General features: G+C 48.8%; 20 protein-coding genes. 8 read left to right on the top strand and 12 right to left on the bottom strand.

The window, feature by feature from the left end; genetic code table 11:
- Positions 1 to 61: 61 nt before the first annotated feature.
- A complete protein-coding gene (gene surE / locus NG833_RS12830; RefSeq protein WP_254565679.1) occupies positions 62 to 742 on the top strand; it encodes a 5'/3'-nucleotidase SurE in 681 nt (226 codons plus the stop codon).
- A gap of 75 nt (positions 743 to 817) precedes the next feature.
- On the top strand, positions 818 to 1,750 hold the full coding sequence (locus NG833_RS12835) for an NAD-dependent epimerase/dehydratase family protein (protein ID WP_254565680.1): 933 nt from the start codon (positions 818 to 820) through the stop codon (positions 1,748 to 1,750).
- Positions 1,751 to 2,402: 652 nt separating this feature from the next.
- Here NG833_RS12835 and NG833_RS12840 read toward each other — a convergent pair.
- The 8 genes from NG833_RS12840 to NG833_RS12875 form a co-directional block, all read right to left on the bottom strand.
- Positions 2,403 to 2,924, bottom strand: a complete 522-nt coding sequence (locus tag NG833_RS12840; RefSeq protein ID WP_254565681.1) for a DUF4168 domain-containing protein — start codon at positions 2,922 to 2,924, stop codon at positions 2,403 to 2,405.
- Positions 2,925 to 3,704: 780 nt separating this feature from the next.
- Positions 3,705 to 4,232, bottom strand: coding sequence for a CDP-diacylglycerol--glycerol-3-phosphate 3-phosphatidyltransferase (gene pgsA, locus NG833_RS12845; RefSeq protein ID WP_254565682.1), 528 nt, complete (start codon positions 4,230 to 4,232; stop codon positions 3,705 to 3,707).
- Between the two features lie 108 nt (positions 4,233 to 4,340).
- Positions 4,341 to 5,054 (bottom strand): sugar transferase, encoded by a 714-nt coding sequence (locus tag NG833_RS12850; RefSeq protein WP_254565683.1) that lies wholly within the window; start codon positions 5,052 to 5,054, stop codon positions 4,341 to 4,343.
- Between the two features lie 353 nt (positions 5,055 to 5,407).
- The gene (locus tag NG833_RS12855) at positions 5,408 to 7,393 is read right to left on the bottom strand and encodes a hypothetical protein (protein WP_254565684.1); all 1,986 of its coding nucleotides are present in this window, start codon (positions 7,391 to 7,393) and stop codon (positions 5,408 to 5,410) included.
- Positions 7,394 to 7,672: 279 nt separating this feature from the next.
- Complete coding sequence (locus NG833_RS12860) at positions 7,673 to 8,242, bottom strand: hypothetical protein (RefSeq protein ID WP_254565685.1); 570 nt, start codon at positions 8,240 to 8,242, stop codon at positions 7,673 to 7,675.
- Positions 8,232 to 8,741 carry a hypothetical protein gene (locus NG833_RS12865; RefSeq protein ID WP_254565686.1) on the bottom strand — a complete coding sequence of 170 codons (510 nt, stop codon included), beginning with the start codon at positions 8,739 to 8,741 and terminating at the stop codon, positions 8,232 to 8,234. The genes NG833_RS12860 and NG833_RS12865 overlap by 11 nt, the downstream gene beginning before the upstream one ends.
- Before the next feature lie 116 nt (positions 8,742 to 8,857).
- Entirely contained in the window at positions 8,858 to 10,069 is a 1,212-nt protein-coding gene (locus tag NG833_RS12870; RefSeq protein WP_254565687.1) for a hypothetical protein, read from the bottom strand.
- A gap of 278 nt (positions 10,070 to 10,347) precedes the next feature.
- A complete protein-coding gene (locus NG833_RS12875; RefSeq protein ID WP_254565688.1) occupies positions 10,348 to 13,500 on the bottom strand; it encodes a hypothetical protein in 3,153 nt (1,050 codons plus the stop codon).
- 1,443 nt (positions 13,501 to 14,943) lie between these two features.
- Between NG833_RS12875 and NG833_RS12880 the strand changes: the two genes are divergently transcribed.
- From NG833_RS12880 to cobT, 3 genes are all read left to right on the top strand, one after another.
- Positions 14,944 to 15,651, top strand: coding sequence for a Crp/Fnr family transcriptional regulator (locus NG833_RS12880; RefSeq protein WP_254565689.1), 708 nt, complete (start codon positions 14,944 to 14,946; stop codon positions 15,649 to 15,651).
- A gap of 133 nt (positions 15,652 to 15,784) precedes the next feature.
- Complete coding sequence (locus NG833_RS12885; RefSeq protein WP_254565690.1) at positions 15,785 to 16,582, top strand: DUF2232 domain-containing protein; 798 nt, start codon at positions 15,785 to 15,787, stop codon at positions 16,580 to 16,582.
- 75 nt (positions 16,583 to 16,657) lie between these two features.
- Positions 16,658 to 17,797 (top strand): nicotinate mononucleotide-dependent phosphoribosyltransferase CobT, encoded by a 1,140-nt coding sequence (gene cobT, locus NG833_RS12890; protein WP_254565691.1) that lies wholly within the window; start codon positions 16,658 to 16,660, stop codon positions 17,795 to 17,797.
- Between the two features lie 21 nt (positions 17,798 to 17,818).
- On the opposite strand, the gene NG833_RS12895 is transcribed toward cobT, so the two are convergent.
- The gene (locus tag NG833_RS12895) at positions 17,819 to 18,235 is read right to left on the bottom strand and encodes a hypothetical protein (protein ID WP_254565692.1); all 417 of its coding nucleotides are present in this window, start codon (positions 18,233 to 18,235) and stop codon (positions 17,819 to 17,821) included.
- 367 nt (positions 18,236 to 18,602) lie between these two features.
- Here NG833_RS12895 and NG833_RS12900 point away from each other — a divergent pair, with 367 nt between their 5' ends.
- Both NG833_RS12900 and NG833_RS12905 read left to right on the top strand, forming a co-directional pair.
- Positions 18,603 to 19,142 carry a phycobiliprotein lyase gene (locus NG833_RS12900; RefSeq protein ID WP_254565693.1) on the top strand — a complete coding sequence of 180 codons (540 nt, stop codon included), beginning with the start codon at positions 18,603 to 18,605 and terminating at the stop codon, positions 19,140 to 19,142.
- Between the two features lie 103 nt (positions 19,143 to 19,245).
- Positions 19,246 to 20,457, top strand: a complete 1,212-nt coding sequence (locus NG833_RS12905; protein ID WP_254565694.1) for an extracellular solute-binding protein — start codon at positions 19,246 to 19,248, stop codon at positions 20,455 to 20,457.
- Positions 20,458 to 20,477: 20 nt separating this feature from the next.
- On the opposite strand, the gene NG833_RS12910 is transcribed toward NG833_RS12905, so the two are convergent.
- The 3 genes from NG833_RS12910 to NG833_RS12920 all read right to left on the bottom strand — a co-directional run bounded on the left by NG833_RS12910 (position 20,478) and on the right by NG833_RS12920 (position 23,235).
- A complete protein-coding gene (locus tag NG833_RS12910; RefSeq protein WP_254565695.1) occupies positions 20,478 to 21,053 on the bottom strand; it encodes a hypothetical protein in 576 nt (191 codons plus the stop codon).
- Positions 21,054 to 21,419: 366 nt separating this feature from the next.
- On the bottom strand, positions 21,420 to 22,583 hold the full coding sequence (locus NG833_RS12915; protein ID WP_254565696.1) for an aldo/keto reductase: 1,164 nt from the start codon (positions 22,581 to 22,583) through the stop codon (positions 21,420 to 21,422).
- Between the two features lie 133 nt (positions 22,584 to 22,716).
- Positions 22,717 to 23,235 (bottom strand): bifunctional nuclease family protein, encoded by a 519-nt coding sequence (locus NG833_RS12920; protein ID WP_254565697.1) that lies wholly within the window; start codon positions 23,233 to 23,235, stop codon positions 22,717 to 22,719.
- A gap of 323 nt (positions 23,236 to 23,558) precedes the next feature.
- On the opposite strand from NG833_RS12920, the gene NG833_RS12925 reads away from it, so the two are divergent.
- Complete coding sequence (locus NG833_RS12925) at positions 23,559 to 24,278, top strand: riboflavin synthase (RefSeq protein WP_254565698.1); 720 nt, start codon at positions 23,559 to 23,561, stop codon at positions 24,276 to 24,278.
- Positions 24,279 to 25,236 lie beyond the last annotated feature (958 nt).

Raw genomic sequence — 25,236 nt, forward strand, 5'->3', positions numbered from 1 at the left:
CAGGTATCCTAGAAAGTTGATGGCGATCGCCGCGCTGGAAACGAACCCGAGGAAAAAATTAATGACCCTGATTTTAACCAACGACGATGGAATAGAGGCCCCTGGTATTCAAGCCCTTCTGAATGCCGTGGGCGATCGCAAAACCATGATGGTGGCCCCCCGAGAGGGATTATCGGGATGTGGTCATCAGGTGATTACCGATCGCCCCATTCACGTCGATCGCCGGTCCCCAACCGAATATGCGATCGGTGGAACCCCTGCCGATTGTACGCGCATCGCCCTGTCTTGTCTCTGTCCCGATGCCGCTTGGGTCCTCTCTGGGATCAACAATGGCGGTAATCTCGGCATCGATGTTTACCTCTCGGGAACCGTTGCCGCAGTCCGAGAAGCTGCCATCCACGGCATTCCCGCCATCGCCATTTCCCAATATCGCAAAGGCGGACGCCTGGTGGAGTGGGAACGGACCACCCAATTGGCGATCGCCGTCTTGCAGGAATTATTCGATCGCCCGCTTGAACCCGGCACCTTTTGGAACGTGAATCTCCCCTTTCTCGAACCCGACGAACCGGACCCAAAAATTGTATTTTGTCAACCCTCAACTCAACCCTTGCCGGTTAAATATCGCATCGAAGACGAGTATTACTATTATGAAGGGGTTTACAGCTTACGCGATCGCACCCCCGGTACCGATGTCGATGTCTGCTTTTCCGGGAATATTGCCGTTACCCTGTTGGGATTGTAGGACGACTGCAAACAAAAAAAGGTCAGTGTCCTTCTACGGTACAATAAGCCTTGACAACAAAAAAGAGTAACAATCATGCGGATATTAATGATGGGCGGCACCCGGTTTATCGGGGTTTATCTCACTAAAATTTTAGTTGAACAAGGGCATTCTGTTGTTCTTTTCAATCGCGGCAATAAACCCGCCCCTGTGGAGGGAGTCGAGCAAATTCACGGCGATCGCACCGATGAATCTCAACTCAAAGAGAAACTCGCCTCCGAACAATTTGATGCCATTTTCGACAATAACGGACGGGAACTCAGCGACACCAAACCCCTGGCTGATTTGTTTAACGGCAAAATTAAACATTTTGTATATATGAGTTCGGCAGGGGTCTATCTCAAGTCCGACCAAATGCCCCATCGAGAAGGGGATGCCGTTGACCCGAAGAGTCGGCATAAAGGCAAAAACGATACGGAAACCTATTTATCTCAGCAGGGATTACCGTTTACATCCATTCGTCCCACCTATATTTATGGGCCCCAGAATTATAATCCCTTAGAAGGGTGGTTTTTTGACCGGATCGTGCGCGATCGCCCCATCCCGATTCCTGGAAATGGGTTTCACATTACCCAACTCGGACACTGTTACGATTTAGCCAATGCAATGGCAGCCGTCCTGGGTAATGAAAAGGCGATCGGGCAGATTTATAATATTTCCGGCGATCGATATGTCACCTTTGACGGATTAGCCCGCGCCTGTGCAGAAGCCGCCGGAAAATCGGATGTAAAGCTGATCCATTACGACCCCAAACAATTTGATTTTGGCAAACGCAAAGCCTTTCCCATGCGGGTCCAACAATTCTTTGCTGATGTCCATAAAGCCATGCAAGACTTGAATTGGCAACCCAAATTTGACCTAGTTTCCGGGTTAAAAGATTCTTTTCAAAATGATTATTTAGCCAAAGATTCAGACAAAGCAAAAACAGACTTTTCGGTAGATGATGAAATTATCAAAACCCTCGCTTAATTCTTAGTTTCTGACGTTCGTAGTAACGACTTCAGTCGTTATTTTCTTAAGTTCGTAGTAACGACTTCAGTCGTTATTTTCTTAAGTTTGTAGTAACGACTTCAGTCGTTTCTTTCTTAAGTTCGTAGTAACGACTTCAGTCGTTTCCGGGTTCGGAGTATCGAGTAAACTGTAAACTGGGGGAGCATTTCAATTTGGCAAAGAGACCTAACCCCCCAGGCCCCCTTCCCTACGAGGGAAGGGGGAGCAAGACGTATAAATTCCCCTTTGAGGCGAAATTGATACCAAATCCGCTTGTCAAAAGTCTGTTTTCTCTTCAGCCCGCGCAGGCGGGCTTCGTCTGTGTAGCCCCACCCTTAAGGGTGTGGGTTTTTATAGACCTTTTAGAACCGGATTCCGTATGAGATGCTCCCGTAAACTGGCGAGAATTTAAAGGAGTTTTTAACAATGCCGGTTGTGGCTACTGGAAGTAACGACTGAAGTTGTTACTACGAACACCGGAGATAACGACTGAAGTCGTTACTACGAACACCGGAGATAACGACTGAAGTCGTTACTACGAACGGGGAATAAATAAAAAAATAGAGGTGTAACAAATACACCTCTCTTACCGAATTATTAATCATAACTCAGTCTATATACGCCGAGCATTTTATGGCTCCATGAGTTGTTCTAAGCGGGTTCTGACTTCTTGTTGAAGTTCGGGATTTTGTTGAATAGCACTCCCGATTTCATTCAGGCGGTCCATATTGAGTCCGAGACTGGCGATCGCCTGCTCTTGTCTCGCCTGGGACTCCTCTTGAATTTGCTTTCCTTCTTCCATGATTTGAGCAAATTTTTGCTGTTCTTCTGGAGAAATATTGAGTTCAGCTTGAGCAGCAGGATTCTCTTGTGCTTGAACGGTTGCTTGATAAATTTCTGCAAACCGTTCTTGACTAAATCCTTGACCTTCGATGGTTTGTACTATTCTTTCTTGAAACTGTTGCTCAATCGTCAACATTTGGAAAATCGCCAGGGAAAACTTATCCAGTTCCTCGTCACTAATTTGAGCTTGAGCCAAAATTTCAATCGGACTCTGTTGCGTTCTTTCCTGGGTTTGTGCGATCGCTGCCGGTGTCATTCCGATCAGCAGCAATACCAGTACGGAACTCGCGGTTAAAAGTCGTTTTAACATTTAAAATTTCTCCATTATCACTGTTGCTTGTACTGTGTCAGGGGGATTCAGGCTTTACAAAGCTAGACCTGTCACAGGTTAAGGTGTTGAGTTCGGTCTCAACTACTGGGTGCGGCCAACTTAGGACAGCCCTAAAAAACAGGATTACTAACAGATTGTAAATATCTGCTGCTGTAGTACAAGCGGAAATCGGGGCTTGCAGGGTATGGTGAGCTTAATGGGGTCAAGTTCCCAGACGTGGGGAATCACGCAAACGAGCCGACCCTCAAAGAAGCGAATGAAATACCCAAACAACACAAGATACCAGCTTAAATAGGTTGCCTTTTTAACGCGCTCAACCAGTACAGGTTAAACTTTATTTTGGGAAACTGTCAAGTCTATCCTAATGGGGTTAGAAATCGATGACAGAGCACACCTCCAAATGCCCAGTCCCCTGCCTATCTTAGATAGCATCCCCTGTGGGGGAGCAACTTTCAAGGGATGTTGTAACGTGCCATTGCAGGAAGCGTTGGGTCATTCGATGGGAGGAAAATATCGAACTGCCACTTGCATCGGCTGAATTTATTCCTTAGTTTAGCGATGATCAAAATAAAGCTAATCCCTCTCTCGATAGATCGTTTCCCTATCCGATAGATCGGGTCTCGATCGCCCTGGACTCGTTTGAACAGAGTTGAACAGATTGATGGAATCAGGGCAGACCTTGTTCCATTTTTGCTCACTGGATCTATATCTATAGGAATATAGGAATAAAATTCCCCCGCATTAAAACATGATTAAGGATTAAGAGTCACTCGGTTGAGGCCAGAGGTAAATCACACCAGAAATCCAGGTCAGGGCCACAGAAATCCAGAAGGCAACTAAGGCGATCGCGGACCATTCCCCAGGCAGGGGCGAAATCAACAGAGCGATCGCCAGGATTTGACTGACGGTTTTTAACTTCCCCCATAGATTGGCACCGGCGATCGCTGCATTCCCCGTTAAAGCGGGATTGATGCGCCATCCGGCGATCGCCAATTCCCTAAACAAAATCAAAAATACCCCCCAAGCAGGCAACTGTCCCAGTTCCACCAGGGACATCAAGGGAGCCAAAACCAATAACTTATCAACTAACGGATCGAGAAACTTCCCCAACTCCGTCACTTGATCCAGTTTTCGAGCTAAATAGCCATCTAACCAATCCGTTCCTGCCGCCACCAAAAAAATCACCAAGGAGATCCATCGCAACCTCGGCGTGGGGTCTGACAGGAAATACAGTAAAAAAGGCACCCCCAATAAACGGGAGAAAGTAATCCAAGTTGAGAGCGTCATAAATGGCTCACGAGAACAGAATAAAAAAACCTAGGGCCGACCAAAGGATTGGCCCTAGATTAACATAATTTTGATCTGAATGTTTTGCTCTATCCCCGGAAACTACTTTTAGCAGGCTCCTTTTTGGTTGAAAATAACCTGGAACGTTTTCACAATCAGCAGGAGGTCATAAAAAACCGACCACTTGCGCTGATACTCCAAATCCAGGTGAATCACTTGTTCAAAATCTTTAATACTAGAGCGTCCATGAGTCTGCCATTCTCCAGTTAGACCGGGTTTAACGTTCAAACGGTCTAAATGGTGAGGTTGGTAGTCTTTCACTTCCCCGGGGGTGGGTGGACGAGTGCCGACTAAGCTCATTTCCCCGCGCAGAACGTTCCAAAATTGAGGCAGTTCATCCAGACTGGTGCGACGTAGAAACCGCCCAACTCGGGTGATGCGAGGGTCATTTTCGTTTTTAAATAGATGTCCTTGGACCTCGTTTTTGACCAGATGCTGGAGATGTTCAGCATTGACGACCATCGAGCGGAATTTCCACATCCGGAAATGACGGCCCTTATAGCCGCAGCGGATTTGGCTATACAGGAGGGGTCCTGGATTGTCCAACTGCATGGCGATGACGAGGGGAATCGCAATCACTGCGGTGAGCGCCAACCCGACTAATGCTCCGACAATATCAATAAGCCGCTTTGTCTTACTCTCAAGGGAAGGATGACATTCTTGCCGAATCGTTTGATCAGAATAAGTCTCTTGAATAGTGGATCTAGTGGCTTGATGAAGTGTAAAGGGAATAGATATATCAATTTTATTAGCAGTTAACACGATCTTCTCCCGTGGGCTTTTGGGGTGGTTATCCTGATTCTTTACTGACTCTAGTCAATTTTTGGAAAATTGGGGATGGGGTTCTCCGGATATTTACTTAAACTTTGAAATGTGGGTTAGTTTTGTAAAGTTTTCGTGTTGTTTAAAATGAAGCCCAAGTCTCCATCAACCCCTGCGCCCTGCTGTGTGACTGCCTAAACTGATTTTTAGAGATTAAGGTCAACTGGCGCGACCCCACTCTCTGGCGATCGCTCCCTTGAGATGGGGCCGAGGCTCAATTCTGTCCTCGGGCTTCCCTCACTTATCCGATTATTTAAAATTTGTCTGTGTTTTTTAATACAATTATCCGAAATTTATACCGAAAAATTTTCGGTATGATGGCGTGGAGGCGTTAAAAATTCACTTAAATAAAGAAGTAGAGGGTCTTCAAAATGTTGATGAGTCGTGGTGGCGATCGCCTCCAAATATTGTAACAATCGCCCAGACTGTTCCAAATTAACCCGATAAGTGCCATCAACCTGCTCAAACAGAGGAATGTCCGGCGTGAGAGGATATTCCGTCGTCGCCGCCACCTCCGGCATGGGGACTGCCGAGTTTCCCGTTGAACTCAACCCTGGAGGCAAATCCCCCTCCAGGAACCCTTGAATCCGACTCCCCAGCGATCGCCCGTGAATTCCGCGACGTTCCACCAATGCCACAATTTCCCCCAAGGACCGGGGGCCCTCATCCGTAATTGCACGTAGCAACTCCGCCAATAAAAAATAATCCCCATACTGCTGCCGGTTCAAGTCCAGAACCCGAGGATACAAAGGCAACGCCGCCAACCCAAAGGCAATCCGACTCGAACCCGACCCGCGATTTCCTCGCGGTGGATCAGCAATTAACGTTGCATTCGGGAGTTTTTGCCGCATCCAACCCCTTAACGAGAGGGATTGTGCCGTCCCCCCAGTACAGACTGCGCGCTCAATGGCGATCGCCGAGAGACCCGTTTCAATCAACAACCCATTCAGTGCTTGATTCAAAAAGTTGAGAAATGGCTCAACAACTAACGTTTGTAACTCCCGGTGAGCGATCGTCCAACGAAACTCCCCCACCGTAACCGGATATACATCTCGCTCTTGCAGCGCTAACTTGACCTCTTCCGCTGCCGCTAACAGTTCTCTTCCGGCGGGATGTTCAAGTAATCGCTGCTGTAACTGCATTCGTCGCACCCCATCCGGCTCTCCCGGACGGGGTAATTCCAAATCGCACCCCAGATACCAATATCCCCGATTCTCCCGACGGACTGCTTCGGTCCAAAATAGCTGACAAATGATATCTTGATCTAACCCGTGACCTGCATAAGGAAAACTGCGAGTTTTAAAGTGAGATTGACTGAGTTCCTCCAGATTTTCGGGTACTGCAACTAACGCCAACTCTGTCATCGTGGCACCGGAATCGATCGCCAACCCATAGCGCGTCCCCACCGCCCGAGAGCGATGCCAACTGGCTCCCGGTCCTTCCTGGGGGTGAAATTGGCGAGATAAGACCGAAGGAATCGTTACCCGTTCTCCACCGACGCCCGGAAGGACCGAGAGCCATGCGGCGACTGCATTTTCTACAAATAAAACTTGAGCCGGTTCTTGAACCAATTTCGCACTTAATATAGATTCGCGAATATTAAAACAATAACTATCCGGCCAACTGCCAGGAAAACTCACAATTGCCCCGCGCAACTGAGCGATCGCCTGGGGAAACAGGTCCGATTCTAACCCCGCAGCGCCACCAATCGCAGCAGAAGGCGTCGCCATCGTCAGGGCGGAGGACAGGGTAGCAACGGCGTGACTGCGATCAGAGGAAGCAGAGGGAAACCTCAGCGATCGCCCAGAACCCGATGCCACTTCCACCACCGGCAACCCATCCGCCTGAGCATAAGGAGCCACCCCAGCAGCAGCGATCGTTGCCAACAGCGCACTCAAGGCATCCAGCAAGTCGCTTAATCCGAGGGACCGTCCATGGGACTGTAACACCACCTCGCGTTTTGCGCGTTTGCGATTCAGCAACTCCAAGGGGACAACCGTCGGGTGCATTCCCGAGTCCCAAAGCTTGTCCTTCCCTTTCGTTCCTGCAATCCCCGGCAACAACAGCGGTTTAAACTGATGTAACCACCATCCCTGGGACCGGAGATAAACTTGGGAAGGCAAACGAAACGTCGGATCAGCACCTTGAGAACCGAGGGGATGCCAATAGAGCGGATATAACTGACAGGTGAGGCGATCGAACAAAGCTGCCGAAAGGTGAGTCGTCCCGAGATCAATACCCAAATACCAGAACCCTGCCGATTCGTTTGGCACTGCCATTCTCCTGTTTCCCCCTTAGCTGGTTGCCGTCCCAAAATGAGTTTAACCGTTAACTATGCTAAACGCGCAGGTGTTCCCCGGAAAAACTCAGGCGGGGCATTTTTGAGCCTGCTGACGGATCTGCAATCCCGAGACTAGGTTTTGAGACTTAGCCTTTACCCCGTCTGGGTTTCGGGTTCGATTGAGATGGCTCGGTCCTCCCTAACCTCTGATTATTCTACAGCACCCCGATGATGATAAGGGGCCTATGCTGGTGCAAAACTGTTCCCGGATTGTTCTCTAGCTAGAACGAGGGCGATCGGGAATCGGTAACCCATACAAAAATAGATGTAAAATTTCTAAGGGACACAGGGGAGGGCTAGGAATCATCAAATCATCATGTCCGGGATGAAGATGAAATCTGATTCCTCGCTTATCATTATCATGACCAGGGGTATTGAGGTCAAAACGGAGAAATTTAACCGAAAAATCGTCAGGAAAGCGAAATTCAAAGTTAAATCCCAGAACTTGCGCCTGTTTGGGATTTTCGTCGATGAGAATGGCAAAATCAAACCAACAGCGATCGGCTCGTTCAAAATGAGGAAGGTCTCGAATGCGCTTAAAGTTTCTCTGCCCTCCCATAATCTCAGAGACTCCCTTACCATGCTGTCCGGATTTTTCTAATTTTAGTAACTTGTAAATTTCATGAGGTTTGGTTTTTAAAAGCTGTTCATCCGAGGCTTTAGTCAGTGTTTTTAATATTTGATTCTTAAAGATTTTAGCACTTTTAATATCAGTTTCTGGGGTAGCCTGCCCGAGTCTCTCTTGAATCTCCTGACCCATTTTTTCCCAACCACTGTTACCGCTCAATGAGGTCCTCCCGATCTAGAAGAACAAGCCATTCCCCATATTCAGGTTCTGTGGGTAATTCTTTAGCTTCTGCAAGGGCAATCACTTCGGCATCTGACTGTCCAGACCATTCTCGCAGTGCAGATAATCGCCCTTCTCGTTCGGCATCGGTGAGCAAGTCTGCACCATGATTTAATGCATAAACTCTAGGACTCAACCAACTAAAAAAATTTGGAGCATTGGTCCCGATCACCCGAAGAGATTGCGAAGATAAAATGACCACTCCTCCCCGCCCTTTGTGGTTTAACCGGCTTCTGAGACTGTCGAGATGACGCCAATCATTAGGGTTCCAAGTTTCCAAATTCCACAGCAGTAGATAATCAGCCACGGAGTTATGAATGCGCTCAAAGACTGCACTCACTCCACTCTCCCCAGAAATGCTATCGACTTCGCACTCCACCAAAATTTCAATCCCCGCTTGTAGATCTTCCAGAACTTCATCAACATTTGAATTGGTCACTACAAGACTCGACCAAATATTACTGTCAGGCTGGGATCTAACTCTCTGCAAAAATTCATCCAGAGAAACTGAAGTAATTTCATTATCCGATACTAATTTTGCCATCCAAGCTAATTCTATACTGTACTTTTTATGATTAAAGGTGAAAGTGCCGGATGAACAGCATGGCGCAGTTCTGGATATATATATTCTAAAATCTTTCCTTCGACCAGTAATTTAATATCTTCCTCAGTTCTGGGAAGAAATTTGCCTTCTTTTGAAACTCGCTCCATCTTATCAAGCGCTTCATCTGATATTCCAAACACTTTGGCTCGCCCAAATGACTGAGCAGCAGCCTCAACATGAGCTTCGTTCAAATTATCGATACCGGATAAATAAGCTTCCTGAATAGCAGATTGAGTTAGGTTCATCAAGTCCCGCAACATTCCCCCAGAATAAAGAATAAGGCGTTCTACTGAAGATTGATCCAGAAACCCTTCTGATGCGCGAACGGCCAGAATTTTGGCAAAAAAATCACGAGCATCTGGGTCCTTGGTAACATCAAAACACGGTTGATAATAAACGGAGTTAACTAAACTCTCAAAACGGGTTTTATATTGGCTGTAAGCCGCCTGTATTGGGCCAACTAAAACTACTCCTATTCCCTGGTCAGATAAAACTTTAATATCTTGAATAAGTTCCAAGAAAAGTTTATCTTCATAGAGGCGATCTAACCCATCCAACAATAGCACGATTGTCCCATACTTTTCGGATAAAATTTGTTTTATCGAATTTATGGCGGCTAGTAATTTTTGAATTTCTTCAGGTACTTTTGGTCCAACTGGAATAATTCCTTTACGTTCTACTACCCTAACTCTCTCTCCAGAGGAATCGTAGCCCTCATCAGAATCATCCAACAGACTCTCATAAATATTCTCCTTATAACCATAAGCCAATTTGCGAATGGTTGCTATAGATTTATGCATATTTTCCTTGTCACTGTCTGATACAAGTTCAGATATAGCCACCCCAGCCATTGCAATTAGCACTCCGGGCTTCATCTGAGAAATATCGGCTTCCAAGCTGACATCAAGATAATGAGCGTAGGTATCTTCTAATTCGTTGATGCGATCGCGAGCGATTAATAGCTCAGTTGTTTTCCCTGATCCAATGCCACCAATTAACAAATGGGTAGAAGCAGGGCGAATCGCAATTCGTCCAGCGATCGTGTCTGCCAGGGATTTTTTTGGATGGGGTACATAGTGACCCCGTTCGACCGATCGCGCTGGATCTGCTGAACCCTCAAAAGCAGCCATTTCTTTTCTAAACCGCTCAAGTCTATTAGACATATATAATACGGCGAGTGCTTGATGTTGGATTAAATATTATTCTAGCTTAACAGTGCGATGAATAGATTTAGTTTGAAGAGACCCTCTCTATCTCCCTCTTGCCAAGAGTAAGCCTCAGAGGGGAACAAGAAGCCTAACAGGACTTAAGCAGATTTTGAGAATTCACCGTAAATGTAGAGGCGATTCGCGAATCGCCTCTACATTTACCGGAACTGTTAGAGGCTTAATGCCACTACTTCAACAGTTTTGCTGAGATTAACGTTCCGCTTCCAAAAGGTCTATTTAGAGACATTTGGAGCATCGGACCAACTTTCAAAGAAATTATCCAGGGTGGGATTGGCGAGGTCATCATCGGGGGAGATGGGGACCTCGGGCTGTTCTGGCTCAGGTTCGGGAGCTGCTGGTGTCATGGCCTCATCCATATCATCCATGAAGTCAGCGAAAAAATCTTCAACTGTCTCATGGTTGACATCTTCCTCCGCTGTGACTTTGACCACTGGAGGAGGATTGGTTGCCATTAGTTCGGCAAAAATATCATCTAAGGTGGGCAAAACATTGTTCGATCGCCCCGTTACCTCGGATTTACTGTCACCGTTGGGACTAGAAGACCCAGGGGTTGGTCTAGAGACGGTTTTCTGGGAGTTTGACTGAGTTTTAGAATTTCCAGTCGGTTTCCGCCCGGTTTCACTGGGGGAGGGGGGTTCCTTCTCCGGGGTCAAGTCGGATGCGAGTCCGATCGCATTCTGGTCCAGGTCCCCTGCCTCCCAGAGTAAGTCTCCTCCATCGGTATCTAAGGGGTCTGTTGGTGCATCCGTGGAAGAGACCTCTCCCCAAACCCCTCCCCTTGGAGGGGAGGGGCTTTGAGGGTCTTTCGGTTGGGGGTCTGTTGGTGCATCCGTGGAAGAGACCTCTCCCCAAACCCCTCCCCTTGGAGGGGAGGGGCTTTGAGGGTCTTTGGGTTGGGGGTCTGTGGGTGAATCCGTGGAAGAGACCTCTCCCCAAACCCCTCCCCTCCCAGGGGAGGGGCTTTGAGGCTCTGCGGGTTGGGGGGTTAGGTCCGATTGACCCACAAAATCATCTAAGGAAGCTTCTCCACTTTCTTCCCAAGGCAGGGTGCTATCCAACTCCTCTAAGCTGCTTGACTCGGATAACGGGGGTTCAGCAGCGAGGTCCTCCAGCCATTGTTCGGCGCTTAACTCGGTCTCCGGCAAGTCCGAGGGGTCCGGACTTGCGCTTTTGGCTTCTGCTTCCTCTAATTTAGAAAGGTCCTCATCTAAGCGTTTAATGCCGGTATTACTCAGCCAAAGATTATCGAGGTCCTCCTCTAGGTCCTCGTCGGGCAGTAAATCTTCTTGAGGGGAAGCCTGGATATAGGCGTTTTCGTCCCAGTCTCCTTCTAAATCTAGGTCCGAGGCAGTCGCCTCTTCCTCAAATTCGGGCAGCCAATCCTCCATCAAGGAAGCGGCTGTCTCCTCGACCATTTCCGGGTCTGGGTCCGGTAACGCTGCCGGTTCTGGGGAGACTGCGGTTGCCTCGGAAACCGTTTTAAAATCAGCAAATAAATCGTCTGTGGGTTCCTCGGTTGAGGTGCCTGGGGGTTCGGGTTCCTTGGGGGGTTCGGTCTTCTGGGGTGGAGGAGGGGAGTTGGTTTCTGAAGCCGATCGCGGATTAGTAATTTCTTCGGGAATAGCAGGGTCCGACTCGGTGAGTAGGGACTCTAGGCGATCGCCAAACAGAAACTCATCCATATAGTCTTCTGAATACTCGCCCCCCATTCCTGGGGCATCCGTGCGACTCTCCAGGTCCGCAAATAAGTCATCCTCGCCATAGGGGGAGGTTTCCTGAGTCTCATCCCTGTTCGATTCTTCACTGAGGGCAAATAAATCCCCATCCCCCGACTCCGGGATCAAATCCGATGGGGGAGGGAGATTTTCTTCGAGTTCCAAACCCTCGGACAACTCCCAATTTTCGGGCAAGTCATCATCTGGCGTAACCCACCCCTCCATGTCTAATTCCGGCAGGTTCTCGAAGTCCAGATCCGACGTAGCATTTGGGGGATTTTCCGGAGCGATCGCCTCGGACAACTCCTCTTGCTGAGAACTCTCGGCCCATTGTGCAGCCAGTTCAAAGTTGTCTTGAGACATTTCCAACCGAGACTTAGGGACTATTTGAGGGGCTATCTCCGTTGCCCGATCGGGTTCCGGGGATGCCTCTGGGGTTTCATCCTTTTCTACCTCCATTGGCGGGGTTAATTCTGCTCCAGCAAAGGGGAAGGTAAGCAGTTCAGGGCTCTCTTCCAGGGAGAGTTCAGATGCGGAGGGTGGGGCAGAAACTTGGGGGGTTTGAGGCGGCTTTTGGCGGGGAGATCCAGGCTGGGTTTTACTCTGAGGTTCGGGTTGGACAGAGGGTTTAGAGTCTGATTTTGGAGGGTTCGGTGGAGTGGGAGGGGATTTGATGCCATCGCCCGCAGAGTCTAGGTTAGAGGGTTCGGGGTCTGATTTCGGGGGGGAATCCTGCTCCTTTGCGATCGCCGCTTGAGTCGAAGAAAGCAGTCGCAGGGATGATTTTAAATAGGAGGAGGTCTCTTGACCTAAGAGTTGGGCCAGGTGATTGACCAAGGCACTAAACATCAGTTCCCCTTGCTGTCCGAGGCGATGCATCTTGTCTAAGCCTTGACCCAGGGAGTCATTGTAACTGTTAACGTTGCGTTCGAGGGCTTCAAAGACAACGCGCAGAGTAGAGTCGAGGGACATCAACAGGCGATCGGATTCCCCCTGTAACCGCTGCAACTGTTCTAATCGAGCTTCCGGGGATAACAGTCCAGAATTCTCTATTGTGAAGGCATTGAGTTCTTCGCGGAACCTAGATTCGAGAGCGCTTGGTTCGAGGCGATCGCCAGTCCCCTCCGTTAAGAGTTGGGTTTCTATTTGGCCGATCGCCTGAGAAACCTGTTGGGAAAGGCGCTCTTGCAGGGGGCCGAGTAAGGCTTGGAGAAACTCGGCGATCGCTTGCTGTTGATGAGCCTGTTGTCCCGCGATCGCCTGGTAATGCTGTTGTCTTTGCTCCAACTGCCGGACTTCTTCCATCAGGGAATACCGCTCTTGTCGTAACGTGGCGATTTCTTCCTGTAACGGCTGCATCAGGTTAGTCCGTAACCCGCTTAAATCTTGCATCAGGGCTTGCAAAACCGCTTGAGCTTCAGCCGCTTCACTGACAGCGCCAGGGGCGATCGCATAAGGCGGCATAGCACTCACCGCCCCCCCCGGGTTACTCTGGGAGGTTAGCTGGGAATCCAGATAGAGACGAACTCGCTCCAAAACCCGACGAGTCTCTCCTGAACTCCACCACGCGAGGCGAGAGTTCATTTTTCGCAGAATTCCATCAATGTCTGCAATCAGTGCTTGTAGTTGATCCCGATTAGAACTCACCATAGAACCTCTGGCGATAAGAACAGCACAGACTTCCCCTCTGCCCCGAAAATACTGGTACTTTTAACGTATCGTAGCTTGTGCCGAGGCAATTTTTTGATTCATTTTCCGACGATTCCAATCGATGGGTCTCGAATCTAGGCCAGGGCGACGGAGTGGGGTTGTTGCTACTAGAGTAGGGGTACAGTTTGAGATTCCTGGGACAAGAAACCGAGTTGTTGGCCCAAATTGGTCGCTGTCAAAAGCCCAGATTTTGTCACAAACCCGGTTGGTTTTCCCAATACTGCAAGGGCATCCTCAAAGCCCAAACCGATTAGGCTTGATTGCTAACGGTTTCGGCTCAATTGATTTTTTGGCGGAGGCTTCACGGACAACAGCTCTTAGGCATGGGTTAGCCGATGGCAGTCCCGGGTTGGGGGACAGATTCATCCCGGATAGAAGCACGAAGAAACGGTCAGAAACACCGTTGCCGATTCCTGCCACCTTTGATCGCGATGCCCTAAGCACATTTTATTACAAATACCACGGTTGCTCTGTGTAGGGGCGATTCTCGAATCGCCTGCCATTATTTGTAGGGGCGGTTCGAGAATCGCCTTTACAGGTAGGGTTCTGTCTGCAAAGCAAGCATAAGTCCTGTCCTGAACTTGATGGAGGGTAAAAGAGCCGCCCCCAGGGATCTGATCGAGGGTCTGTGGGGTCATACTCCCGAATAGGTTATTATGGCTAAGTGTTTTCTGGGATCTTATTAAAAAAGGATGTTTCTAGTCGAGTCTGGCTCGATGGTTATCTGGGAGCCTTAAAACTAGGGTTCCTAAATTGGGGATGCCTACCTTCGTCATTCCTGAGTCCACTAGGCGGGTGGGAGCTGAAACTGCGCCGGATCACCCCGAGAAACGGCTTAAAATTCCTGTAGTAGAGGCCCCCAATCCAGATATAGTTAAAGTAGTCAGTACACTACTTTGAACAGACAAGGCGATCGCCCTGTGATGTTGACAGTTCCGAACCCCGATTGTCCGTTGAGGACCTAACCTACCCCGGCACAAGGACTTCAGGAATCAATCCCTTGTCCAGGCCAGTGAGCGAGAGGCGATAAATTAGGGGGAGAAAACACCCAGTCTACTCTCAGTGCAACATCGGTGGCGGTTTATCCCAGAGGTCCGCATAATTTCAGCAGGAAAAGGCGCAGGTTCTTCTCCTTTGCCCATTGACAACAACAGCCAACCCCTAAACTTCTAAACTCCTAAAAGTACAAATTGGTTTATGTTTTATGTTGTCTCTAAATAGGGTTGCAGACAGTATCCAGGCAATGCCAACGGTCTGGTCTATCTGTAGCCAGTCCCTAAAAGAGTCCCTAAAAGAATGTAATCGGTCATCTCTTGATTCAATACAACCCGATTTATGAAAAACATCGATCTACCCCTGGCGCGTTTATAAGAGGATGGCCTAATGGATGAAAGATTTACCTCTCGCGATTCTGTACCCAACGTTGAAGAATTAATTCGCGCAACGCCGTTTTTTAATGGATTACCGGAGTCCGTTGTAGAACGGGCAACGGCGCATATTGTGAGCCGCACCCATCCCCCGAATCAAGTCATTTTGTTGGAAAATGACTGGGGAAGTTCTGTTTATTTTTTATTAGAGGGATGGGTCAAAATTCGCACCTACAACCTGGATGGCAAGGAAGTTACTCTGAATATTTTAGGATCCGGTGAAATCTTTGGCGAAATGGCCGCCTTGGATGAAGTGCCGCGATCGACTGATGTGATTACCTTGGCCCCCACCACGATTGGCAATCTCCCCGCCCAGGATTTTGTGCAGTTAATTCACACCGAACCCTTAGCTGGCATTCGGTTAGCCCAGTTGATGGCACGACGCCTGCGCCAAGTCAACCGTCGATTGCGGTTGCGAGAATCCGATAGCACCTCTCGGGTGGCGGATATTATCTTATTTTTAGCCGAGGGACAAGGAAAAGAATCTCCCCAAGGGATCGAAATTCCGAATTTACCCCATCGGGAATTAAGCAGTCTGAGTGGATTGGCTCGCGAAACGGTCACTCGGGTATTGAGTAAACTAGAGAAGAAGGGTTTGATTAAGCGCGATCGCGAGACCCTCTGTATCCCAGATGTCAACGCTCTGGAACGTCTCATGGTCTAGGACCCTAAGAGCGCGATCGCCATTCCCTTTCCCAAGGGGCGATCGCAGTCTTGACCCCTTTTCCCAGACCCAAATTCAACCGTTAATGCTTCTTTTCTAAATCGTTAACGGTTAACTGATTGGACAAAATTTGATGGTTGATTTTGCAGATAGTAACCCGAATTCCTCTTCCCCGTCTCCTAATGCCGGTCGCCATTCAGAACCCCTCGGTCCTCCCGATTCTTCTCCAGTACCGGACTCCCTGAATGCAGATCTTCGGGAACCCTCAGCCCCTCGGGGCACCTCTGCTCCCTCGGTTGCCCCAGGCCGACTCCCAAATAATGCCTTAATTCTGGTTGAAACTGCCTTTTTTGCCAGTACCGCCAGCTTGATTTGGCTGATCAATTATTACTTCCCCCTCGGTCCCGTGCTGCGGATTTTTTTTCCAGTCCCGATCGCCCTGCTGTACCTCCGCTGGGGGAATCGCGCCGCTTGGATGGGTGCGGTAGTCTCGGGTTTGTTACTCTCGGTTCTCATGGGACCCACGCGCAGCATTCTCTTTGTGGTCCCGTTTGGTCTTCTCGGGGTTTTGCTCGGATGTCTCTGGAAGCGTCGCGCCAGTTGGGAAGTGGCTATTCTTCTCGGTTCTCTCCTCGGTGCTTTTGGCTTCTTCTTTCGTCTGTGGCTCTTAGGAATTCTCGTCGGGGAAGATCTTTGGGTTTACCTAACGATTCAAATTACCGAAATTGCCGACTGGCTATTTCTCAGATTGGGATTGCTGGTTGAGCCAAGTCTCTATGTCATTCAAGCCTTAGCCGCAATTTTAGTCTGGGTTCAGAATCTCATCTACCTATTTGCCGTCCATTTAGCTGCCTCTCTCCTCCTAGAAAAGATTGGCAATCCCATTCCACCTCCGCCACCTTGGGTACAAGTATTACTCGATGAAGAATAAACTGGCGATCGCCGGGTCTTCAATTCAGCCTCAACCCCACCCCAATCCCTGAAGTCTTCCCCTCTTTTGCCGCTCGTGATCCGAATTTACACCCAACTTCAACAGGGACAACAGTGGCTCGATCGCTATCGCGCACAGCAACCCCACTTCGCCTGCATTCTCGGTTTTACAGACACCGGGTTAATCCCCGGCATTTCCGCTGCCGGTGCGACCCCGCGCGATCGCCAATACACCGCGATCGCCGATGCGGAATTTCTCTACTCCGGTCCCCGTCCCCATCCTCAATATCCCCTCCCCCCGCTCCAAGCTGGAGCCTCTCCGGTCCTGATTTCTCGTGCTGTTTTAGAAGCTCAAGGCATTCCCCTCTCGGTTTTTAATGCGGGTTTACCCCACCCTCCAGGGGTCCCCACAGTGGACTTGGGGGGGACTCCTGCACGCTGTCTAAGTACCGGCAAGGCTTTGGAATTATCAACAGTGCAACGGTTATTTGAAGCGGGACTCCATTGGGGTCAGAAACTCGCCGAAGCCCATCCAGAGGGCTATCTGATTGTGGCGGAATGTGTCGTGGGCGGGACCACCACGGCCCTCTCGGTGTTGATGGATTTAGGAATTGATGCCAACGGCAAGGTGAATAGTTCTCATCCCCTGTGCAATCATCAGCAAAAGTTGGCCTTGGTACAGGCGGGTTTGGCAGCGGCGCACCGGAATCGCACCCCTTTGAGGCCGCTTGGTCGGGAAATCACCGGCTCAGATTTAGACCCGTTGATGACGATCGCAGCGGTGGGAGACCCGATGCAAGCGGTAGCAGCAGGCATGGCGATCGCCGCCAGTCGTCTCTGTGGTGTCCTGTTGGCCGGGGGGACGCAAATGCTGGCGGTCTATGCTTTAATTCGGGCGGTGGCCTCTTATCATGCCCTCCCTTGGAATGGCGATCGCATTGTGGTCGGAACTACCCGCTGGGTTGCTGAAGACCCGACTGGAGACACGGTGGGACTCGCTCAAGCGGTCGGCCCTGTCCCTTTATTGGCAACTCAACTCAGTTTTGCCGATTCTCGTTATCCTCAACTGAGTGCTTATGAGCGCGGATTTGTCAAGGAAGGAGTCGGTGCCGGAGGTTGCGCGATCGCTGCCCATCTTTACCAAAACTGGAATCAATCTCAACTCTTACAAGCCATTGAAGCGCTCACCATGCGGTATGCTCGCCTGAGTCTTTAACGGTTTGCCTCTACTTACGCGCTAAGAATGCACTCTTTTAGCCATCAACTGTTCTTCTAACTCCGCTATCCGCTGGTAGGCAGCGGTTAATTGTGCCGTCAATCGCCGGATTTGAATTTCTGGGGTTAATTCTGACTGAATATTATTTTGAACGGGTTTCTCCGGTTCATGGCGCTCATTTTTCTCCTTAAGCACATCTTTATGCTCTAACTCTTCCCACTCTTCCACCTCTTCTAAGGTGCTTGAGACCAAATTCCCGATCGCATAAGCATACCGCTTTCGCAGGAGGGCTTCCGGGGATTCACTGGCCGGAGGAGGAACCTTCAAACTCTGCTGTCCCAAACACAGAGAGATTTTTCTATTAAGCTGTTCGATGGTTTGATATAAGTCTTCGACTTTATGGTTTAAGACATACACCTGCTGTTCTAATGATTCCATATTTAGATCCCTATTTTTAGGGCGGCTTTTTTCTCCTCAATCTTAGATAGGGTTTGGCTCCAAATAGGAATTCTTTTTAGATTATTTAAGGTTTAAAGATATTTGCCTCAAAACCTGATGAAAATTTAGGTTTTGTGACCTTGATCTGAATTTCACCTTTGCCCCTTATGGACCGTCGATCGGGTTGGGGCGCTATGGAACTAAGGGTCGTTTTATTTTTAATCTCTCCCCGGTGGAAAATCCATCCCCGGTTTGATGGCATCCCCAATTTGTGAATATATATTAAGAAAAGTAACAAAATTGACAACAACTTTCCGGGTCAGATTGATAGGCTATCAATCTATAACCGGAGGAGGTAAAAATACTGATGACTTCGATAAACCTAGCCCAATCGACCCAGAAATCGCTGATTGCTGATTTTTTCCAAAAATCCCAGGGCCGATGGCATTCCGATCGCCGGTACTATACCTTACCCGAGGGGAAAACCCAAGAAATGGTGAGCTTAATTACCGTGCGGTTTTTAGAACCCGGGAGTCCAGAACTGGTGGCCCTGGCAAAACGCCATCAACTGCCGGAACAGAATGTGCTCACCTGCGGCAGTGAAGTCTCCTGGGAAAGTAGAGACTCGGTTTCCGGCAAAAAGAAATCGGCAGGAAGTACCCTGTTTGGCGCAAGCGGAAATATCCTCTATCGCGATCGCGGCTTTTTAACTCGGGACCCAGTACAGGCAACCTTCTACTTTGCCAATCCTCAAACCTTGTGCCTGAAAACCGAATATAATGGATCCGTTTTTGAGGAAGAATTAAAACTGATTGGCGATCGCTACCGTACCCGACAAACCATTATCTCTCGCGCCGGAGAACAACAAACCATCGGTCAGTATTTAGAAACGCGCATCGAGGAATAGGATGTGACCGCTAAAATAGGAGAGCATCGGGAAACGGGAAGGGCTTAATTTCTAACCCTTCCCTCAGATGAGAGTCGTCCAGTTTCCCCCAGGGACGAGTTTGATGGCACAAAATCCTATTATTAAGCGCGTGAATCGAAGATCTTTTTTAATGAGTCTCAGTACCCTCGCCCTTGCTCAAGTGTTGAGCGGATGTGGGACGGTCGATCGAGAAACTCTCAAAGTTCGGCTGTTGAAAAGTTCCATTCCCGCCCAATTGATGGGAGTATTTCGTAAGCAACTGGATAACCGGGCCGTTTTAAACTTTTCCCCTGCCGCGCAGTTAGACGAGTTGTTTCGACTCCTGCAACAGTGGAAAAAACCCTTATCAAACAACTCGGGTCGCCGATGGAATCTCCCTGGGATTAGTCAGGATGCTGAACCCTCAAACTTGGCGGATTTGGTGACGTTAGGCAATTACTGGTTAGAACGGGCGATCGCCCAAGACCTGATTCTCCCCCTGGACCCCACCACTCTTGAGCAATGGGACAACCTTCCCTCCCAATGGCAAACCTTGGTCCGACGAAATGCTGAGGGAAAACTAGACCCCGAGGGACAGGTTTGGGGCGCACCCTATCGTTGGGGAACCACAGTGATTGCCTATCGGGCGGATAAATTCAGCGATTTAGGCTGGACCCCCCAAGATTGGAGTGATTTGTGGCGTCCTGAACTGCGCGATCGCCTCTCGTTACTCGACAGTCCCCGGGAAGTGATTGGCTTAACCCTCAAAAGTCTGGGTTACTCTTACAATCGCGATCGCCTCGATGATCTCCCCGAACTCAAAGAGAAACTCCTCGCACTCCATCGCCAAGTTAAACTCTATAGTTCTGATGCCTATCTCCAACCTTTAGTGCTCGGGGATACTTGGGTTGCTGTGGGATGGTCCACGGATATCCTGGCAACCATGCAGCGCAATCCTAAAATTCGCGCCGTGGTTCCTTCTGCTGGGACCGCGTTATGGTCGGAATTGTGGGTTCGACCGGCTGGACCCAATCCGGTGAACACCGAAACAGCACCCCCCGCCTCCTCTTTAGTAAAACAATGGATTAATTTTTGCTGGAACCCGGAAATAGCGGTTCAACTGTCCCAATTGAGTAAAGCTGCCTCTCCCCTGCTATTAACCCGGGACCGAGGGGAGTTACCCAATGCCTTGCAAACGGATGGGATACTCTTACCCACTGCTGAGGCGATCGCCAATAGCGAATTTATCGAACCCCTCACCCCCGAGATTGCAGAAACCTATGAAGCCCTCTGGCGGGAAATCCGCCTGAGTTAAGGGGTGGAATGGGGCAAGGTTTACGGCGCTTGACTATCTAATCCCTGGGAATCCAGCCACAAATTGCAGGCGACTGGTTGCGAGGTACAGGTATAACTCCCTAACAGTCTTTGCTGACGAGTAAACACCCGGATGTTGTACCCGTAATCCTTCGCCACTTGGCCGAAATGATTCAAAAACTCATAGCGTTGCAGGTAATCCAACAAACTCCAGCTTTGACGGTTGACAATCAGATCCACTGTGCCTGTATCATCTGCATTCCGAGGGTAAGCTAACCAGTTCTCGACCAGTCTATACCCAAACTGTTCGTTAACCCACCATAAAGAAGGAACCGTCACCCCCGTTTGAGAAATCGTGGTTGCCGTGGTGATATTAAATTCGGCTGGATCGATTTCTGGTGGGATAGTCAGGAACTGTAAGGGGGGTTTTTCCGGAGGCATCTGCTGGAGTTCTAAAACCGGGAGTTCGCGATCGTCTGGGGGTACCAGGTCCTCCACGGCTTCTAATGCCGGGGTAGCAGTTTGAGTCAACCCGACTCTCGCCCAAAGTGGAATTAACCCCAGTAGGAGTAAAGATAGAAGGCAGGATTTCCGCATTACCTCTCTAAATGTAGGGGCGATTCGCGAATCGCCCCTACAGGGACGAAGCCTGCCTACGCAGGCTAATAGAGACAACCGACTTGAGACAACCGGATTGGGTATTCGATTATTTTTATCTCGTTCCGAAGTCATAATTTTAATTTTAAATCCCTTCCAGGGTGGTCGAAATAGTAACGGTTAGAAACCGGGTTTCTTCACAAAATTTGGGCTTTTTTCAGCCAATTTGGGCGAGAAACCCGGTTTCTGGTCCTAGGTAACAGTAACGGTTAGAAACCGGGTTTCTTGACAAGATTTAGGCTTTTTTCAGCCAATTTGGGCGAGAAACCCGGTTTCTGGTCCTTCGGTTTAACAATCTCCACCGGATTACTCCCATAACCGCCGACCGGATTTACCTTTGAGGCGATCGTGAGTATCTGCTAAGAGTGCGGGGATATTCAGTTGTTCCGGACATCGGGGTAAACAATCTCCACAATCGGTACATCGATTTCCTTTCATGCCGGGAAACCAATGTCCGGCATTTTCAAACATGGAATATCGGTATTGACCATAATCGGTCATGGAGTAAGCAACAGCGAGATTTCTTAAGCGTAAAATTTCGGGAATATGAATGGTTTCCGGACAAGGCAAACAGGCATAACATTGACTGCATTGCTCTGAACCTAGAACTTGGGTGGCATGAGTTTCTAAACTGTTGATGGTTTCTTGGGGGAGGGGGATAGCTGTGCTGTTGTTTTTGTCTATAGGATTGTTCAGAAGGGACAGGCGATCGAGTAGGGTGAGTTCTTCGGGGTTGGCGGCACCAAAACTTAAGGTGGTAATGCGCGGGTCACTTAACAAAAACTGATAGTTAAATTCTAGGGGGGTTAAGGGATGACAGAGTTGGGAAAGTTGTTCGGGTGGGGTATGTAATTTTCCCCCTTTGTCTGCCGGAGAGATAATAAAAATGCCTAAATCTTTTTGATGAGCTAAGGCGATCGCCTCGGCATTGCGTTGGAAGAAATAGTAATAATGCAGATTGATAAATTCAAATAAATCGGTGTTAAGGGTGGCTAAAATCAAGTCTAAACTGCCATGAGTAGAAAATCCGAGATGTCGAACTCGACCATCGCGCAGCGCTTGGTTAATTCCCTGCATTCCCCCCTGAGCATCTAACACCCATTCTAAATGTTGGCGAGTATTGATTCCATGAAGGGTCAACCCATCCAGATAATTCACTTTGAGCCGGTCTAATGATTCATCAATGCACCGTTCCACTTCTTTCGCATTCCCTGTCGGGGGGAGTTTAGTGGTGATGTACAATTGTTCTCGGTGAACAGGAGAGTTCCCCTGCAACAATTCCAGGAGAGCTTGGCCGAGGTATTCTTCACTGTGGCCATACCCTCGGGCGGTTTCGAGATGATTGATTCCCCGCTTCACCGCTGCTTGCACTGTGGCGATCGCATTTTCCGGGGAAGCCAAATATCGCATCGTGCCCAGGGAAAAAACAGACAGATGCAAATTGGTTTTTCCAAATCGGCGGTAGTACACGATTTACATTTTTTCCTCAGATTTTGTTACGGGGAGGAAGGCTGGGAATTGAGGAATTAGAATGCACAGATCCTAGGGTTTCTCCTGATTCTAAATTCTTGATTCCCCTTGCTTCCAAGTCCCCAGGAACGCGCTACGACTCTTGAACTTCTCCACTACCCGAACCAAATTCCTTACGCTGAATGAAATCTTCCGGGCTAATATTAGAAACAAAATCACGGAACGCTTGCCGTTCGGCTTCATCCGCTTCTCGGTCCACGGGAATCGAGGCATCCGCCACCACTTCTTCCATCACCCAGATCGGGCTGTTGGTCCGCAGTGCTAAGGCGATCGCATCCGAAGGACGGGCATCTATTTCCTTGAGCACTTCTCCGTGACGAAGCTTCAGGACTGCATAGAACGTATTGTCTTGTAAAGCATGAATAATAATCCGGTCTAAACCGATCTCATATTCTTCTAAGATATTCACCATGAGATCGTGAGTCAAGGGCCTAGGCGGTTTTTGGCTTTCGAGGGCGCTAATAATTGACCTAGCTTGGTCTTGACCTATATAGATCGGCAGAGCTCGTCGATCTCCGGCGTCTCTGAGCAGCACTATGGGACTCCTTGTTGCTGCATCCAATGCAATTCCAGCGACTTTCATCTCAATCATCAGCTCGGCCTCTTTAGAACACGCTATGGGGGATAATGAACTCGACACTTCTGAAGCAAGTCTCGTTCTCTGGTTTTAGGCAGGTCCATGCTTCACTATAACGTTAAGGCAAACGGGTTAGGTTCAACCCAAAGAAGTGCAACCGCATGGTCCCTACCTCGGCTCGGCCACGGTGCTTTTTTTAGCTTGACAAATTCCAGTATGCCTTTTTCTTTGGCCGCTTAGATCCCTCTTTTGCCAGGAATTTAATCAAAATTTGGACAGGGGATTGGCAAAAATGGTAACAAACTGTCGAGAATTTATGCAATTTCAAGGAAAACGCCATGTTTACCGGATTAATTCAGGGATTAGGCACGATTGAGGCGACTGGGACAGAAAATTTCAAAATTTCCTGTCATTCCGGTGTTGAGGCAGTGCTCACGGATTTAGCATTAGGGGATAGCGTCGCCGTCGATGGGGTCTGTTTGACCGTCGTCGAGATTCTGCCGCGAGGTTTTGTGGCGATCGCCTCCCCGGAAACTCTCGATCGCACCACCCTCGGAAGGGTCTCCCATACCTACGTCAACCTCGAAACCTCTCTGCGCGTCGGCAGCAAATTAGGCGGTCATTTTGTCACAGGTCATGTAGATGCGATCGCCTGTCTGCAACAGTCCATCCAAACCGCCAGTTCCTGGGAAATGACCTTCACTGCACCCCCTGCTTTCCAACAGCTCTGGCAGCGCCAAATTGCCCCCTATATCGTTCCAAAAGGGAGCATTGCTGTCAATGGCATCAGTCTCACCATCGCCGACTGTGATGAACAAGGCACTCACTTTACCGCTGCCGTCATCCCCCACAGCTATGCCGAAACCAATCTGCGCTATCTCCAACTCGGTCACTGGGTTAACCTAGAAGCTGATATCTTAGGCAAATATGTCGGTAAATTCATCCGTTCGAGTTTCGGTTCTCCGTCTTCTGACATCTCCTCCGATGATGTCACTCCCTCCCTTTCCGGTTTTGACCAGATTTCCCCCGCTTTTCTGGCTGAACATGGCTATCTGTGAATAATGGTGAATTTCACCATCACCCCGGCGCATTTTTTTTCCTTCAGGGGTTGCATTTGTTTCTGGGGTTTGATATATTATGTTATAATGGGAATATAATCACTTTTTTTATTAGAGTCAAACCTCCCATTATCACATAATACGGCATCGGGTGCAACAACACAACCCCCGATACCTATTTTTTTTAGGCGCGGCTGTAAAGAATTGTTAAGCCAAAACCAGTCATTCTCTGAGTTCGTAGTAACGACTTCAGTCGTTCTCTTAGTTCGTAGTAAAGACTTCAGTCGTTCTCTTAAGTTCGTAGTAACGACTTCAGTCGTTCTCTGAGTTCGTAGTAAAGACTTCAGTCGTTCTCTTAAGTTCGTAGTAACGACTTCAGTCGTTCTCTGAGTTCGTAGTAACGACTTCAGTCGTTCTCTTAGGGGATTGCAAAATATAAATCCTCCAAAGGTTGAACTAAAAGGAAGGTATGTGTAGGGGCGCAATGCTTGCGCCCCAGGGGCGCAATGCTTGCGCCCCTACATTGACGGGACTACTCCGTTGAGCCGTCAATACGAACGTTTTGGAGATTTTATTTTTTGGAGTTCTCTTAGTTTGTAGTAACGACTTCAGTCGTTGCCGGGAGTTCGAGGGAAAATCAACCCAGTTTTGTGGGGCGATCGCCTTTGAATATAGCGCTACCCAGTGTTATGAGGTACATTTTTTGGGAGTGCGAGCATCTTGCTCGCTTTCTTTAATAGCGAGCAAGATGCTCGCACTCCGTAATAGCATTTGTACCTCATGACTCCAGGAACTGAAGAAAGATAACGACTGAAGTTGTTACTACGAACTGGGAAAGATAACGACTGAAGTCGTTACTACGAACTGGGAAAGATAACGACTGAAGTCGTTACTACGAACTGGGAAAGATAACGACTGAAGTCGTTACTACGAACTGGGAAAGATAACGACTGAAGTC

Origin of the sequence: Oscillatoria sp. HE19RPO (genome assembly GCF_024220515.1) — a bacterium.
In the GTDB taxonomy this organism is placed as follows: domain Bacteria; phylum Cyanobacteriota; class Cyanobacteriia; order Cyanobacteriales; family Laspinemataceae; genus Laspinema.